Here is a 15,461-nt window from a genome sequence, read left to right as displayed (position 1 = left end):
TCCCACTGAGGGCAACCATCTGGGAAGCTCTCTCAACGCCATGAGTGAACCTGGCACCTCGCCGAAGCGATCGTCGCAACACCGCCGAGTGAGCCGGGTTCCTTGTGGTCTCGTGCGGCCGGCTCCCCATCGTCGCGTGCATCTCGGCCCCCTCCAGCCTCGCCGTCCAACTCGCCTGGGAATTCGGTCTCACGCTCGTCGGCTTCTTGCGCGGCAAGCGGTTTGTTATCGATACGGGGGAGGAGCGCCTTCGCTTGTCCCCGCCCGCCGGCTCCTGAGCGTTCCGCCCGAGCTCACGCCTCACACGCCCAGCCGACGCGTCAATCCTCCGCCGGCCTTTATGACCTGATAAGCTACCTTTATGGACCTCAATGTGCTGATCGTCGGCGGAGGCATTCACGGCGTCGGGCTGCTGCATGACCTTGCCACCCGGAAGATCGAGGGCGTTCACCTGGTCGAACAGGCCGAGTTGGCGTCGGGCACGTCCAGCCGCACGACCAAATTGGCGCACGGTGGGCTGAGGTATCTGGAGCATCCGGCGCAATGGGGCCTCGTGCGCGAAGCCCTCCGGGAACGCGCGCTCCTGCTCCGCAACCTGCCCGAACTGGTCTCGCCCCTTCGCTTCGTGTTGCCGAACTTCACAGGCGGGAGACCCACCTGGCTCGTCCGCATCGGGCTCGCTCTCTATGACTGGCTTGCTCGGCAGAGCGGGCTTCCGAAGGCACGCCATCTCACCAATGCCGAGATCGCGCAGATGGCGCCGTACCTCCGCCGCGAGAGGCTCGCTCAGGACGTGCGGTCAGGCTTCCTCTACTACGATGCCCAGATGCTTGATGACGTGATCGTGCGCGTCGCCGCTCGCGCCGCCACCCGCTTAGGAGCCACGTTCGCCGAGCACACGCGCGTGGAAGAGGTCGCGCCGGAGAGTGAAGGATTTCGCGTCCGCCTCGCCACCCCTGATGGCCGGCACATGGTGACGAGCCGGGTGATCGTCAACGCGACGGGAGCCTGGGCGAATGCCAACCTGCTAGCCTGGGGGCACAGCCCGCAGGTGCCCTGCCTCCTCAACGTGGGCTCCCATCTGTTGTTCGCACCGGAGGCCGTGAGCGCTTCACCGGAAGACTGCGCAGCCGCGCTCTTGCAGCACGACGATGGACGCGTGCTCTTTTTCATCCCCTGGCAAGGGAACTGGTTACTCGGCACCACCGAATCCGTACTCGAAGGAACACCGGAGAAGTGGGAGTGCCCGCCGGATGATCGCGAGTATCTTCTCCGTGTGGCCGAACGGAATCTCGCCCTCATCGAGCCGGCGCGCCACACACGGGAGTTCTTCTGCGGCATCAGAACGATTCCGCTTCCCCACCATAGAGTGAAGCTCCAAACCCGTTCGGCGCCGGACGCCTGGCGCGAGAAGCCTTTTGCCTCGCCTTGGTATCTCCGCACGGTGGATCGCGATGTCTCCGCATTGTCCCGCGAAGCCGTGGTGGATGAACCCGCGCCCAATCTGTTCACCATCTACGGCGGCAAGTTCACCACCTATCGGGCGCTCTGCGAGCGGGTCGGCGATCGCCTCGCCGCCAGGCTGGGCCATCCGACGCCCAGCGGCACTCATCTGAAAGAGAATTGGTTTCTGGACGATCTCAAGCAGACAGAGCCGGACCTCTTGCGCCCTGACCCCAGCCTCCGCCGGCGGTGAGCCGTCAGCTAAAAGCATGCCGAGAGCGGCTCTCGACGATTTTGCCGTCTGCTCGGCATTTCCACCGACTGCACGTTGACCCGATCAGTCTGCTTGTATATCCTATCGTATATACAGAGCGGAGGAGATTCATGAAGACGGCAAAGATCTTTATGAGCGGGAACAGCCAGGCGGTCCGAATTCCGAAGGAGTTTCAATTGAAGGAAGACGAAGTAGAAATCCAGAAAAAGGGTGACACGCTCATCCTTCGACCGAAGCGGAAAACGTGGGCGACGCTCGCCGCAAGCCTGAAGAAGTTTACCGACGACTTCATGGCAAAGGGTCGAGAACAACCCCGCCTTCAGAAAAGGCGCCGAGCCTTCTCATGAAGTTCATGCTCGACACAAACATCTGCATCTATCTTATCAAGAGACAGCCGGAGGCCGTGCTCGATCGCTTCGCATCGCACCCGGTCGGAGACGTCGGCATCTCGGTCATCACGTTGGCCGAATTGGAGTACGGCGCGAGCAAGAGCAGCAATCCGTCCAGAAACCGCGAAGCGCTGAAGCAATTTGTCCTGCCCCTGGAGATCGCGGCGTTCGATCGTTCTGCAACCATCACCTACGGAAAGATCAGAGCCCTTTTGGAGGAAAGAGGTCAGCCGATCGGCTCAATGGACATGCTGATCGCCGCCCATGCGTTGAGTCTGGGGGCCCGGCTGGTGACCAACAACATCAAGGAGTTCAAGCGCGTGCCAGGCCTGCGAGTGGAGAATTGGACCTGATTTCCCGCAAGCTCCGCTGCGCAGCCCCCGCGATTGCGAGGGAATCAACGAGAGCCTATATTGCCGCCGGACCGATCCGGGAGCGTATGAAAAAACCAGATACCCCAGGGTGAGGCATGAGTGAGTTGGTAAAGACCTTCGGTTTGTTTATCCTGACCGCAATCGCGGAGATTGTCGGCTGTTATCTTCCGTACCTCTGGCTGAGGAAAGATGGGTCCGCTTGGCTCCTGGTGCCGGGCGCGCTGAGCCTCTGTCTGTTCGCGTGGCTGTTGTCGCTTCATCCCACCGCTGCAGGCCGGGTCTATGCTGCCTATGGCGGCGTGTACGTTGCCGCAGCCATCTTGTGGCTCTGGTTGATGGATTCGGTACGGCCCACAGCATGGGATCTTATCGGCTCAGGCGTGGCGATAGTGGGTATGTGCATCATCATGTTCGGCCCGCGTCACCCATAACCGGCACGGTGAGCGGATGGCCCGGCTCCCCTCGGCCGGCGCTGGAGTGCGGCGGGAGAACGTTATAGCCGGGGGGGCTGACCCCTTATTTTTGTTCTTCGCCGTTCAAAAGCTTGCGACTAATACGCTCGAAGACTCCATCCCGCCGCAAGGGAGCCAAAGAAAAGGGGTCGGGAGTCTTTATTGTTTGTCAAGCCTCACGGATAAGCATTGTATTTGGAAAGGACTCCCGACCCCTTTTCCCCATGCGTGCCGACCTTTCAATTGCCGGGCGTCACCATCACCCCCGGAGATCTAAACCGTGATCCGGATCTGGACACTGAGCTGCGGCGCTCACCCTTCACTCGCGTATTCGTGTACAACATGCTCGGCCACACGGTCTACGAGTGGCAGAGTGAAACTGGCTGGCGGTGCATCTAGGAGATGCCCCGCGGCATCCACTGCAACGGGCACCGAGCTGTGGTTCAAGCGGTATCTAGCTGACCCCGAGATATGCAAAGACCCGAAGGGCTGGGCGATGCGTGAAGCGGAGCGTGTGCTGAACGAGCTGCGGGGAGTCCGCAAGAATCGCAGCCACCCATGAACGCGTCGCCTAATTTGAAAAGGCGCGTGATGTTGGACCGGCCGCATGACCGCCGGGATAGCCGCTGGAGGCAGCTTTAGGTAAGGCACCCATGCGGTCCACGGCTAAGGTACGGAGGCAGCGGTGAACTGGGAAAAGGGCTTACAGCGAATGGGTATCGTCTGCTCGGTCGCGGTCCTGGTGCTCGGGATCGTGCGCGACGCCCGGACCCTGACGGAATACCAGCGGGCCGAGGTGACGTTCAGGGATGGAAAACGCTACACCGTGGTGCTGCCGCACCTCAGACAGCTGGTTGACCGAGTGGACGGTACTGCCTGGTTGTACCCGTACTGGGGGGAATGGAGCCAAGACAAACTTGTTGAGGCGGAAACACGGATCTACGGGACGTCGAGAAACAAGTTCCTCACCGATCAGGGGGATGTGGGACCATTCAGCCAAGAGAAGCTTGACAGGGTCGTCAGCAGAATAAGCAAAGAGTTCAAGGAAGCACAAAAAATATTCCAGGAATTTGGCGGCCTGATCTTTCCTCACTTCCATTCGAAGAGGGAGCAAAGGGTCCACAGGTTTAAATTACTGGGCTATCCCTTAGGAGAACCTGAAGATTTTCTGTTCGATCAGATTGCGGCGGAGTTGGTGACTACGCATACCGTGCCCCAGGAACCGATGCGAGCGATCACCGTCACGTGACACGGCTATGCGGTAAGGTCCTGGGCCGCCAAGGTCCCTTCGCCAACAGCGCAGCCGACCCAAGAACAGATCGCAGAGGCGAAGAAGAGAACTCTAGATTACCTACTTTTGCGCATCCCAGCAGTGCGCCGGTTCCAGGAGGAGGATCGACAACTCCGCGAGAATAGGCGAAGGGCCGGGCTGCCGGAGTACTCTGAAGAAGAGAAACTCGCGCGGGAATTCTGGGATGATGAAACGAAAGCCATCTATTACCATCTTGAGCTGAAGGAACCACCCCCAACGGTGGAGGACCTGAAGGTGTGCCTCGAGGACGTGAGCGATGAGACTCGCATGGCCATGGTTGAGATGCAGATCGTGCGCGTAACGCTTCAATAGCCGACGCGTCGCCTGTCCGAGGCGTTCTACATCGCCCGCACCGCTTTGCTCGTCATCGTCCTCTGGAGGGTGTTCTTCCCGGCCTTTGGACGCTGCAGGGATTCAGGCGTTCCCGATGAGGCGAAGGGCACCGGTGGTACCAGCAGGCGCAAGGCGGTTACGTCCTCAGCCGAGAGCGGAGGCAATCCCGTCCGAACACGACCTTGACAGGCCCATTGGCATGCCAATGCATTCCGGTTTTCCTCAGCACTGGTCGGAGTGGCTTGACCGGCACATTTGGCCGCAGATTCAGACCATGATGTTCCATGACAGCTTTTTCAAACTATTCAGCTATGCTCGGGAACTCACTAGGGAGTTCAGCGGTCCTATCGGATGGCTCATGGAGGTCGGATATGTCACCACTCAGGCGGCGGCTATTCGCAGACTGTGTGATCCCCGCAAGGATGTCATTTCCCTGAGACGACTGCTTGAAGAACTCAAGTTACTTGTAAGACTCCAGTCAAAGAGCAACTTTCAGGTTGAAGAGCTTTCCGGCAAGCTGAGACGCTGTGACTATGTTTGCCGCATGGCGAATAACTACATCTTCCACACCGCAGACCCGCGCCGCAGGCCAAACCTCAGCGAGTGGAAGTTGCTGGTCGATCACCTGACTGAAGCACAGAAAGCAATTTGTGAGGTTGCCGTTACACTCGACCGTGACTTATTGAAGCGAAGGAACTACGTCGAAATCATTCCTGTACCTCAGTACAACTTCACGGAGGAGTTCGAGTCGTGGGTAGGAGCCAGTAACATTCAGAAGCTCCGGGACTACTTCCATAGCTACCGTCGTAAGATAAAGGCTTGGATGACCCGCCCTAACTAGACAGCCTCCACGTTTGTTGAACCATTCGAGAACAAGAAAAGTTCGACACAGAGTCCTAGCAGGGTGTTTATATTGACTCCCCCTTTGATGCAAGGTCATGAGTCATGGCGATGAGTTCTGACTCCGCGCAGATATTCGGCCTCGTGGTGAACCCGTCTGTGATGGGAAGAAAAGGGGACGTTCTACTTTTCTGTTGACCGGACGTCTAGGTCCTGCTGGCATGCCAGCATTCCCGCACGGCCCGCGGCTCGGGAGGCCTGTGCTCCCACGTCATCAACCGCAGCGCCCGGTTCGCGATCGAAGCGTGGGGACAGCTGACAGTGCGACGGTTGGGCTTGGAGGCGAGCTTTCTTCTCAACGTGGGTTCCTGACACGTTTATAAAAGTAGAATGTCCCCTTTTCTTCTTCTTTTCTTCTTCTTCTTTTCTTCTTCTTCTTTTCTTCTTCTTCTTTTCTTCTTCTTCTTTTCTTCTTCTTCTTTTCTTCTTCTTCTTTTCTTCTTCTTCTTTTCTTCTTCTCCTTTTCTTCTTCTCCTTTTCTTCTTCCGCGCAATCTCCTCCCGCAATTGTGCGGCCCAGCCATCGGCCAATCACGTCACCGTCTGCTGGGTCGAATACCAGTACCGGTTGCCATCCATGTAGAGATACGTTGCCCGGTCGGACAGCCACCGCGGGGCATCCCCGAAGACCGCCGTTCTCGCCCGGCTACACGCACCCCAGCCGCACCTACCGGTTGCCAATGCCGCGGTGAGCCGCATGCTGGGTCGGAGCCGAACCCAGATAAATCGTCCTCGCAACGCGCCGGCAAGCTGAATACCACCCCAGGTTCGGGTCCTCGCGATCCAGCGCCAGCGAGTGCGGACTGTCCAGGTTTCTCTCGATCACCGACCCTTATTAGTGGGTCGAACCCTTTTATTTTTGTTCTCTTATTTGTGTTTTTTGTTTCGGTCCCGCTTGGGCCATGTGTCATGCACAAGAGGGAGGCCGGAGGCTGCAGGGTGGGGCAAATCGGCTGCCTGGAGCCAAATCAATGACCAGAATCACATGTTAGGCGTCGGCATCGAACTGCACTTGCGGAATCGACCACAGGGCGGTGATCCCCAGCACGGCATCACAGAGCCGGTTGGGCATTGTGGCGTTTTGACTCTCTGTGTGGCGCTGACATCCTGCCAGAAATTCCAGAAAGAAACCTCCTTAAAAAACAAAAAGCGATCTTGCCGAGCAATGGGCGCGCATTGCCCAGCCCTCGGTCGCCCCTAGCAGTCCGCTCCCCGCTTGTCCCGGTTCATCCCTGAACTCCCCGGAGCCCCGTGTTCACGCCCTTCCGAGGTTTCTTCCGGCCTCCCTTCCTGTCGCATCGGATCCCCAAAAATGCTCGCACAACATGAAAAACTTTTCACCTGCACATCAGACGCTTTTCATCTTCGGTTGTATCGTCTTGACGAACACCATCACGAGGTGTGGCAGAAACGGGCGGGAATGTCGATAAGGGAAAGCACAGTGCATAGGAGGCAGCCATGAAGACTGACGATCTGATCGGATTGGCATTGATCGGTGCGTTCTTCGGCATCATGGTCTCGGTCGCGCTTCTCTCGAACGTCATCAAGGGTTGACAGGCTTACAGGCTTCTCACTTGGGGAGCAACTTCGGACCGAAAAGGTCGGACCGTGGAAAGAGGATTGAAAACGGAGGAGGTGGCCCATGAAGCACCCGCAAAACACCGTGTACCAGTACCTGCTCATGGTCGGGATCTTCAAGTTGGCCGTAATCTTTTGGATTCTCGCATGGTTCATCTGACTGTCATCAGAAGAGGTGGTGTCCTTTTCGGCGACCTCAATCGATAGCAGCGCTCAGGCCATGGAACGGCAGGGTATGGCAGTGCCTTCTCAAGAATTTTCGCCCTTCTCAAGGCACCACCCTGAGTTGTTAGAATCATTGAGGAAAGCCGATGGGATCGCCCATGCTAACCGGTCGACCGGCATCGGCGGCGGATCGGACCTCACGGAGAGTCGTGATGCGCATTCTGTTAGCCGAAGATGACGAGGATCTGGCCCGTTTTATCTGCAAGGGGCTGCGGGAAGAACAGTACGCGGTGGAAGCGGTCGGAGACGGCGAAGCCGCGCTCGAGCTAGCTGAGACGGGCGGCTTCGACCTGCTGATCTTCGACCTGCTGCTGCCCAAGCTGGATGGCCTGAGCTTGTGCCGGAGACTGCGCACTCAGGGAGATCACACACCGATTCTCTTGTTGACGGTGAAGGATACCGTCGAGGACAAGGTCCGTGGCTTAGACGCTGGCGCGGATGATTACATGACCAAACCGTTCGCGTTCGCCGAGTTGCTGGCGCGCGTACGGGTTCTCTTACGCCGTGGCACATCGGTGAGCGGCACTCGCCTGAAGGTTGACGATCTGGAAGTCGATCCAGCCGCCCGGCGCGTCTGGCGGGCAGGCAAGGAGATTTCTCTGACCAACCGAGAGTATGCCCTATTGGAATATCTGCTGAGAAATCGGAATCGCGCCTTGTCGCGTGCAGCCATCATCAATCACGTTTGGGGGCTTGCCTATGATCCCATGACCAACATCGTCGATGTGTACATCCGTGCCCTTCGAGCCAAAATCGACAAGGGCTATGCTCGCTCGTTGATCACCACAGTGCGTGGCGTCGGATACATGCTCAAAGACGATGAAAAATGAATACTCAGGGGGACGAATGAAGTCCTTTCGAAGTCGAATCCGGTACTCCGCAGTGGCACTCGTGGCCGTCCTCTTGGCCACGTTCAACGCCTTCGTGTATTGGGGGTTCGAAACCCTGTCCGGGCAATACATGGACGCCCGGCTTCACGGGCTGGCTCAGACGCTGGCCGAACTGTTCGAACGACACCCGGAGTTCCTCATGGCCTCCGAAGGTGAAATTGCCCGCTACCAAGGAACCTTGTCGCCTCGCGTGACGGAACTCCGGGAAGTTCTGCACTCCGTCCAAGTGCTGTCCCTCAATGGAGAGGTCATCTGGAAGGGAATGGATGTCCTTCAGAACCACCCTGCCAGCGGTGTGGTTTTGGACCGTGTCCGGAACGGCGAGTTCGCTTTTGAAACGGTGCGGACGCCCGCGGGCATGCTGGTCCGGCGGATCGTCATCCCGCTTCACCGCGAAGACGAAGTTCGGTTCGCTCTCCAAGCCGAGGCATCGCTCAGCCATTTCGAGAAGACGCATCGCAACCTAATGGGGCTCCTGTCGATCGGCTCGGTCTTTGTCATCGGGGTGGCTTGGCTCGGCGGGAGTTGGATCGCGCGGCAGGTCCTCCTCCCGGTCGAGGCCCTGAACCGCGCTGCGGAGGAAATCTCGGCCTCGTCGCTACGGAGTACGGTGAGCTTGCACGTTCCCTACAAGGAGTTCACACAACTGGCCCAGGCATTCAACGGCATGCTCGAGCGGCTCAGAAAAGCGTATGAAAGTCAACGCCGTTTCGTGGACGACGCAGCCCACGAGATTCAGACCCCGCTTACCGTCATTCAGGGCAATCTGGAGTGGGCTGCGCAAAAGCCTCGCACGTACGAAGAGTACCGTGAAGTGCTCACCACGAGCTTACGGCACGTGGCCAGACTGATTACCTTGGCCAAGTCACTGCTGATGCTCACCCGGTTCGGCGGCGAGACTCCACCGGTTCACCTTGCCCCACTATCGCTGGAGCCAATCCTCAGTGAGCTTGTGGAAGACCTCAGGCCCTTGGCGCAAGATCGTGGCCTCACGTTAACACTAGAACTGGAACCTATACCAAAAATTCAGGGAGATGCAGAGCGACTCAAGCAAGTGCTGATCAATTTACTAGACAACGCGTTCCGCTATACGCCGCCCGGCGGATCCGTCACCGTGCGAACCAGCCGAGTAGGAGATAGGGTCGCCATCGCGGTCCGCGACACCGGCGTAGGCATCCCAGTCGACGCACTACCTATGATCTTCGAACGTTTCTACCGGGGAACGGAAACCAAAGGTCACAACCCGGACGGTGTCGGATTGGGCTTGGCGATCGTCAAGGAAATCGCCCAAGCCCATAACGGCTCGGTGACTGTCGACAGCACAGTCGGCTTGGGATCCACATTTACCTTATGGTTGCCAGCCGTTGCCGCGTGAAAGTGTTTTCATCATCCCTTCATGCCTTTTTCACGTTCACAGGTTAGGATTGAAGGTAAGGGAACCTGCGAAAGCGTCGGACCGGTCACGGACACAACGATCACACAGAACGATTGTTCGTGTGGAAAACGCAAACGGCGGAAGACGGACTGAAGGAGGGAGGAAACCATGAGCGCGATGGGAGCGATTGCAGTTGTGATGTTTTTCTGGTTGTTGGGGGTTTTCGGACTCGTCCTCGCGCAACAGGCCGGGGAGTCGTACCAAAATCAAGACCGGCGCAACGGCCAACGAGTCGCGGCGTAACCGCATGGAGGCTCGGGCCGGGGAGTCCATTGTTCCTTGTTCCGAGTCCCGGTATCTTCTTCCGCTAAAGATCCGCATCTGTCAGCACCCGCGTAGGCCGCCCGACTCCCCGTTGACCACCGGTAGGGCCCCGGCTTCCCAACTCGTTGAATGCGCCGGTCATCTTAGGTCCACCGAATCCACACCGCATTTCAGGAGCCGGCTGTCTGAATCGACTCGGTGAGCTGTCCGTTTCTGCCACGCCTGGTTCCAATCCAAGGTAAACACGGGCCGCACCGCAGCCCAGCGCTCTTTCTAGGGTGGCGAATTCATTCGCTCGGTTTAATTCATGAAGCGCGGTGGGCTGGGATCCACGTTGCGGCCCTGCAGGCGGCCGCAAGGGCTCGCAAGAAAAGACTCCCGACCCCTTTTTTCCATGATTGCCGACTCCACGCTGAATATGCTTTAATCCGCCGCATGTCAGCGGCCGGCCGATCACATACCGTCTTGCCAGCTCCATTCCCGCCGCTTCACCCACGCTAATCACGGCAGCGTCGGGTTGTCGCACAGGCTATGTCCATGACTCAGTATTGGAGACTCATATACACGTCCGTCGTTCAAAGCAGCCTTGCGTTGCTCCTGACGCTCGCGGCACCGGCTGCTGGCCTGGCCGAGACTCCGCACTCCTCCAGCGATCTGTACATCCGGCAGTTGGATGAACTCTCCGCCCTCTGGAGCTTCTACAAGAAGACATACATCGTGAACGGCCGCGTCATCAGCCTGGACGAGAACGGGATCACGACCTCGGAAGGCCAAAGCTATGCGATGCTGCGCGCCGTGTGGTCGAACGACCGGCCGACCTTTTCCAGCGTGTGGACATGGACGAAGCAGAATCTGCAGGTCCGGCCCGACAAGCTGTTTGCCTGGAAATGGAAAGGCAAGGTCCTCTCCCTCAATTCCGCTACGGACGCCGACGCAGACATCGCGCTGGCGCTGATCCTGGCATCGCGGCGATTCGACGAGCCGACCTACGAGCAAGACGCCCTCGCGATTCTGGATTCGATCTGGAAGACGGAGGTCCTGACGATCGGCCGGCGGGCTTACGTAACCGCCGGCAACTGGGCGCCGCAGGAAGACTATCCGACGATCCACACGGCCTATCTGGCGCCCTATGCGTACGAAGTCTTCGCGAACGTCGATCGGCGCCATCCGTGGAGACAGCTCATCGAGAGTTCCTATGCGATCCTGCGGTGGCTCTACTTCGAGAAGAAGCTGCCGCTGCCGCCGGAAATCATCTACCTCAACAAGCGCACCGGTGAGCTGCTGCTGAAGCATCCGCAGTCCGGCGCGTCGGCCCAGTTCGGCTATGATGCAGTGCCGTTGTTCTGGCGGATGGCGGTGGATGCCGATTGGTTCGGCCACCGTGCGGAAGCGGATCTCCGACGCCAGATGCTGGCCTTCTTTTGGAAAGAATGGCAAGCGCGCAAGAAATTCTTCGACCAGTACACCGTGACCGGTGAGCCCCGCTCCACGCTCGAAGGGCTGCCGCTCTACGCGACTGTCCACGCGCTCGCTCTCCAGGAAAGCCACGATCTCGCCCGTATCCTGAGCGAAACGAAACTCGGACCGCTGCACAGCAAAGCGCTCGCCGGGAAAGACACGCCTTACTATCTCCACAACTGGCTCTGGTTCGGGCGCGCATTCGAGCTGCATCTCATACGGACCTACGACGAGTTCCTCGGCTTTCTCCGCCCGTTCGACTTCAAAGGCTTCGCCGCCCATTTCCCCTGGGAACTGTTTTTCGTGACGATCGGCCTCTATATCGTGGCGCGGTACCACCCGCTGTTGCAGCTCGCGTTTCTCGCCTGCGGCTTTATGCTGTGCGGCCGCTATCTCGTTTGGCGTTTCACCCACACGCTGAACTTCGTAGAGACCGCCGGACCGTTCATCAGCCTCTCGCTCTGGGCGGCGGAGCTGTACGCCTTTTCGACGGTGGTGCTGCTCCTGGTGCAAGTGGGACTGGGAAGGAAACAGCCGCGCCACGCGCCCCCTCAGGCGCCGCCCGGTTTCGCCCCGTCCGTAGACATCTTCATCCCGATCTACACGGAGTCGTGCGAGATTCTCGAAAAGACCCTCATCGGCGCCGGTGCGATCGAGTATGCGAACAAGCGTCTCTACGTGCTGGACGACGGGCATCGGCCGGAAGTGGCCAAGCTGGCCGCCGACTACGGCGCCGTGTATATCAAGGGGCCTCGCCGGCATGCCAAGGCCGGAAACCTGAACCATGCGTTGACCCACACGTTGGGCGAACTGGTGGTCGTGTTCGATACCGACCACATTCCGGTCACGAGCTTTCTTAAGGAAACCGTCCCCTTCTTCGCCGACCCGAAGGTGGCGTTCGTCCAGACGCCCCACCACTTCTACAACCAGGACATCTATCAGCGCGCGCTCGCCGCCGGGCCGCGGATTCCGAACGAGCAGGATCTGTTCAACCACGCCATTCAGGGCGGGCGCGCGCCGTGGAACGGCGCGTTTTTCGTCGGCAGCGGCGCGGTCTTTCGGCGCAGCGCGATCGCTGAGATCGGCGGGTTTAACCTCATGAGCATTACCGAGGACATTCACACCAGCCAGCACCTGCACGCCAAGGGATGGCGGTCGGTGTTCGTGGACAAGGATCTCGCCGTCGGGCTGACGGCGGAAAACCTGTCGTCCTACATCGTGCAGCGGCGGCGCTGGATGCTCGGCTGCTTGCATATCTTCTTCAGGGACAACCCACTGTTCTGTCGGGGGCTGACACTGCGGCAGCGTTTGGGTTATTTCGCCTCGCTCTATTACTTTTTCTTTCCCGCCGCGCGAGTTATCTTCTGGATCACCCCGCTCTACTACCTGTTCTTCCATCTCCATCCGATTTTCTCGGAGGTCTCGATCCTGGTCGCATACCTGCTCCCGTTTCTTGTCGTCCTGCCGTTGCTCTCCTACGCGCTCCTGCCCGGCTGGCCCCGTCTGCTTTGGGCTTCTCTCTATGAAATGCCGATCAGCTTCCCCCTGTTCCGATCCATGTTCGATCTGCTGCTCCCCAAACGGCTGGGCTTCAAGGTCACGCCGAAGGGGCTTACGTCAGACCGAAGGAAGTTCGCCTGGGATTCCGCGAAAGGTCTCGTCCTCGCCACCGTCATCACGATCGTCGCCATCGGCAAGGGTCTGACGGAGTTCTTTTACTTCGGCATCGAAAAAGACGCCTACTTCTTCAACCTGAGTTGGGCCTCGCTGAATCTACTCCTCTTGCTGGCCGGACTCCTCATCGCCTGGGAGAAGCCGCAACGGCGCGCGGAAGAGCGGGTGCGAAAATCTGTGCCCTTCACCCTGCAGGACAACACCTTCACCCTGCATGGGCAGACCACGGATCTCAGCTTGACCGGCATCTCCTTCATCACCCCATCCGCTGACCCGATCCCGCCCTCTGTCGAGCTCACGCTGCATGACCGGCGCCCCATCACGTGCCGCTGCCGGGTCGTTTATCACGAACGGATCGGCCGTCAATACCGATGCGGCCTCACCATGCTGGACGTGAATCGGGAGACGCGCCGGGCATTGATCTTGAATCTCTTTGCCGACGCCAATACCTGGCGGGACGCACACGAAGACCGCGTGCGGAGCAACATGTTGATGGCCTGGCTTTTCTTTTGCGGGATCGCGCGCGGGTTTCGACCGGCCAGACGGACTCGCCGTCGTATCGCGCGCCGCAGAACCTGGCGGCTCGTACATGTCCAGGTCGGATCGCACCGGAGGCTAGTGCTGGTCCGCGACTGGTCCGCGCGCGGCGCCGGCGTCATTTGTCTGAACGGTCAGACTCCGCAAGAGGGACTGTGGCACTTCCTTGACCCGGTGTACGACGACGCGCCACTCCGGCCCGTGTACGAACGCCGCGTCCTCCTTCTTTTCCGCCGGGTCGGTTTGCAGGCCGATGCGCGGCTTCCTCGAGAGCCCGAGTGGGAATTGGCGTTTTCGAGCACCATTGAACAGTCACATTCATGAGGCCATCACGATGCCCCGATTGAGCAAGAGGCTTTCCGCCGCAGGCCTGCTGTGCGCGGTCTTCTGGAGCGCATCCGTCTGGGCCGCCGACTTTACAGAGTCTTGGTACATGTCCCGCGGACGGGCGAACATGGAGATCGGCAACTACAAGGCGGCGATCGAGGCGTTCGAAAAAGTCGTCGAGAAGAATCCGGACAATCGAGAGGCGATGCGCAGCCTGGGTCTCGCGTATGAAAAACAGGGTTTGCGGGACAAAGCAATCGAACAATTTGACCGGTATCTCGAGAAATGGGAGGACGACCCGGAGATCGCGTTCAAACAAGCGCAGGCACTTGAATGGTCGCGTTACGCCTACCGCGAGAAAGACATGATGAAGTATTACCGGATGGGACTGAAGCGGAAGGACGACCCGCGCATGCGCCTGAAGTACGCGGCCCATCTGGCGAAGCGCAAGGAGACCAGCCGGGAGGCCATCGCGCAATATGAAAAGGTCCTGGTGAAGGAACCGCGCAATGTCGAGGCCCATCGGGGATTGGCCAAGGCCTATGCCTGGCTGGGCGACAACGACAAGGCGCTGTACTACACCAATCTCGCGCGGGACTATTCGCGGCGCGAACCTGGCGACATGACCGTGCTGCGCCGCGAGATGATGAAAGGGCGGGAGCCGACCGTAGAGGGCATCATGGGCGTCCTCGCCCAGCCTGAGCGACCCTTCGAATTGTACGGCCTTCGGCTCGGCTCGCGCGGGAAGATGGACTTGACGCCGTTCACCACGAGCACGCTGGAAGTGGGAGCCGAACACTTCTGGGATTCATCGGAGAACCGGTCGGGCGGATACCTGTCGCTCGGGAATCAGCTTCGCTTCAATCCGACGATCCGCCTGGACACCCTGCTCGAGTATCACGGGGTGACCAGAGGCGACGGGCTGGCCTACAAATTCGAGTTCACGCATGAAGCGACGGCCTTCACGATCCGGCCCGGGGTGAAACGGGAATTCCGGTACGATTCATTCGCCGCCCTGGTTGGATCGCGCAAGACCGGCCCGCTCCTCGGCCTCGCCCGTTCGACGCTTTTTTACTCCGACCTGACGTTCGAGACCGGCCAAGCGCGGGTGGACGTGACGCCGTTCGTTGGATGGGTTTCGGCCGAGAACCTCGACAACAACGCCCAGGTGGGACTGGATATGAAAATCACCGTACCGTTCTGGCAGGACGATCGCTGGGACGTCTACGCGGAATATCTTTTCTACCTCACCCACTACACCGAAGATCAGTCCGGCTTCAGGCCCAGCGTGATCGAGCCGCTGCCGGGCGGCTATTTCAGCCCCAGCGTCTTCGTGAACCAGATCCCGCGTTTCGCGGCCACCTATGTCGCCGAGAACAAGGGTGAGTTGTACATGGCGGCCGGCCCGGCGGTGCAGTACATCGACGAGGCGACGAAATCACCGGTCTTTCGGGTCGGCGGCGACGCCCACGCCTCGTACACCATGAAGCTTCCGCAGCGGTTCCTGTTCAAGGTACTGGCGGACTTCACCCAGATTGCCACCGTGTATATCCGGTTCCAGATGAACGCGCTGCTGGTGTATACGTTCTGACTTTCC

Annotated in this window: 14 protein-coding genes and 1 pseudogene; 13 read left to right on the top strand and 2 right to left on the bottom strand. The window is 59.2% G+C overall.

Annotation, left to right across the window (positions count from 1 at the left end):
• Positions 1–104: 104 nt before the first annotated feature.
• From ACWHTU_RS05795 to ACWHTU_RS05760, 8 genes are all read left to right on the top strand, one after another.
• Entirely contained in the window at positions 105–278 is a 174-nt protein-coding gene (locus ACWHTU_RS05795; RefSeq protein WP_447862370.1) for a formate dehydrogenase accessory sulfurtransferase FdhD, read from the top strand.
• An 83-nt stretch (positions 279–361) separates the two neighbouring features.
• The gene (locus ACWHTU_RS05790) at positions 362–1,696 is read left to right on the top strand and encodes a glycerol-3-phosphate dehydrogenase/oxidase (RefSeq protein ID WP_447862369.1); all 1,335 of its coding nucleotides are present in this window, start codon (positions 362–364) and stop codon (positions 1,694–1,696) included.
• Positions 1,697–1,827: 131 nt separating this feature from the next.
• On the top strand, positions 1,828–2,064 hold the full coding sequence (gene vapB / locus ACWHTU_RS05785) for a type II toxin-antitoxin system antitoxin VapB (RefSeq protein ID WP_447862367.1): 237 nt from the start codon (positions 1,828–1,830) through the stop codon (positions 2,062–2,064).
• Positions 2,061–2,459 carry a type II toxin-antitoxin system tRNA(fMet)-specific endonuclease VapC gene (gene vapC / locus ACWHTU_RS05780; protein WP_447862365.1) on the top strand — a complete coding sequence of 133 codons (399 nt, stop codon included), beginning with the start codon at positions 2,061–2,063 and terminating at the stop codon, positions 2,457–2,459. Before vapB ends, vapC begins: the two co-directional genes overlap by 4 nt.
• A gap of 116 nt (positions 2,460–2,575) precedes the next feature.
• The gene (locus ACWHTU_RS05775; RefSeq protein ID WP_447862363.1) at positions 2,576–2,911 is read left to right on the top strand and encodes a YnfA family protein; all 336 of its coding nucleotides are present in this window, start codon (positions 2,576–2,578) and stop codon (positions 2,909–2,911) included.
• A gap of 706 nt (positions 2,912–3,617) precedes the next feature.
• Positions 3,618–4,181 (top strand): hypothetical protein, encoded by a 564-nt coding sequence (locus tag ACWHTU_RS05770; RefSeq protein WP_447862362.1) that lies wholly within the window; start codon positions 3,618–3,620, stop codon positions 4,179–4,181.
• Positions 4,182–4,289: 108 nt separating this feature from the next.
• Positions 4,290–4,556: a hypothetical protein gene (locus ACWHTU_RS05765; protein WP_447862361.1), complete on the top strand. Its 267-nt coding sequence runs from the start codon at positions 4,290–4,292 to the stop codon at positions 4,554–4,556.
• 220 nt (positions 4,557–4,776) lie between these two features.
• Positions 4,777–5,418, top strand: a complete 642-nt coding sequence (locus ACWHTU_RS05760) for a hypothetical protein (protein WP_447862360.1) — start codon at positions 4,777–4,779, stop codon at positions 5,416–5,418.
• Between the two features lie 182 nt (positions 5,419–5,600).
• Here the strand turns inward: ACWHTU_RS05760 and ACWHTU_RS05755 are convergent, their stop codons facing one another.
• Positions 5,601–6,011 (bottom strand): hypothetical protein, encoded by a 411-nt coding sequence (locus tag ACWHTU_RS05755; RefSeq protein WP_447862359.1) that lies wholly within the window; start codon positions 6,009–6,011, stop codon positions 5,601–5,603.
• Positions 6,011–6,302: pseudogene (locus ACWHTU_RS05750) on the bottom strand (hypothetical protein); the annotation flags it as partial. The gene ACWHTU_RS05755 and the pseudogene ACWHTU_RS05750, both read right to left, overlap by 1 nt.
• A 1,129-nt stretch (positions 6,303–7,431) precedes the next feature.
• On the opposite strand from ACWHTU_RS05750, the gene ACWHTU_RS05745 reads away from it, so the two are divergent.
• The 5 genes from ACWHTU_RS05745 (at position 7,432) to ACWHTU_RS05725 (ending at position 15,455) form a co-directional block, all read left to right on the top strand.
• Entirely contained in the window at positions 7,432–8,109 is a 678-nt protein-coding gene (locus ACWHTU_RS05745; protein WP_447862358.1) for a response regulator transcription factor, read from the top strand.
• A 16-nt stretch (positions 8,110–8,125) separates the two neighbouring features.
• On the top strand, positions 8,126–9,544 hold the full coding sequence (locus ACWHTU_RS05740; protein ID WP_447862356.1) for a sensor histidine kinase: 1,419 nt from the start codon (positions 8,126–8,128) through the stop codon (positions 9,542–9,544).
• A gap of 168 nt (positions 9,545–9,712) precedes the next feature.
• Positions 9,713–9,847 carry a hypothetical protein gene (locus tag ACWHTU_RS05735; RefSeq protein WP_447862355.1) on the top strand — a complete coding sequence of 45 codons (135 nt, stop codon included), beginning with the start codon at positions 9,713–9,715 and terminating at the stop codon, positions 9,845–9,847.
• Positions 9,848–10,459: 612 nt separating this feature from the next.
• Positions 10,460–13,861, top strand: a complete 3,402-nt coding sequence (locus tag ACWHTU_RS05730) for a glycosyl hydrolase family 8 (RefSeq protein WP_447862353.1) — start codon at positions 10,460–10,462, stop codon at positions 13,859–13,861.
• A gap of 10 nt (positions 13,862–13,871) precedes the next feature.
• A complete protein-coding gene (locus tag ACWHTU_RS05725) occupies positions 13,872–15,455 on the top strand; it encodes a tetratricopeptide repeat protein (protein ID WP_447862351.1) in 1,584 nt (527 codons plus the stop codon).
• The last annotated feature ends 6 nt before the right edge of the window (positions 15,456–15,461 follow it).

The sequence above is a fragment of the Nitrospira calida genome, from assembly GCF_976986435.1.
This window is presented reverse-complemented; position numbering and strand designations above follow the sequence as displayed.

Coding starts and splice junctions, on each gene's coding strand:
- ACWHTU_RS05790 (WP_447862369.1), top strand. CDS start 362: ATGGACCTCAATGTGCTGATCGTCGGCGGAGGCATTCACGGCGTCGGG.
- vapB (WP_447862367.1), top strand. CDS start 1,828: ATGAAGACGGCAAAGATCTTTATGAGCGGGAACAGCCAGGCGGTCCGA.
- vapC (WP_447862365.1), top strand. CDS start 2,061: ATGAAGTTCATGCTCGACACAAACATCTGCATCTATCTTATCAAGAGA.
- ACWHTU_RS05775 (WP_447862363.1), top strand. CDS start 2,576: ATGAGTGAGTTGGTAAAGACCTTCGGTTTGTTTATCCTGACCGCAATC.
- ACWHTU_RS05760 (WP_447862360.1), top strand. CDS start 4,777: ATGCCAATGCATTCCGGTTTTCCTCAGCACTGGTCGGAGTGGCTTGAC.
- ACWHTU_RS05745 (WP_447862358.1), top strand. CDS start 7,432: ATGCGCATTCTGTTAGCCGAAGATGACGAGGATCTGGCCCGTTTTATC.
- ACWHTU_RS05740 (WP_447862356.1), top strand. CDS start 8,126: ATGAAGTCCTTTCGAAGTCGAATCCGGTACTCCGCAGTGGCACTCGTG.
- ACWHTU_RS05735 (WP_447862355.1), top strand. CDS start 9,713: ATGAGCGCGATGGGAGCGATTGCAGTTGTGATGTTTTTCTGGTTGTTG.
- ACWHTU_RS05725 (WP_447862351.1), top strand. CDS start 13,872: ATGCCCCGATTGAGCAAGAGGCTTTCCGCCGCAGGCCTGCTGTGCGCG.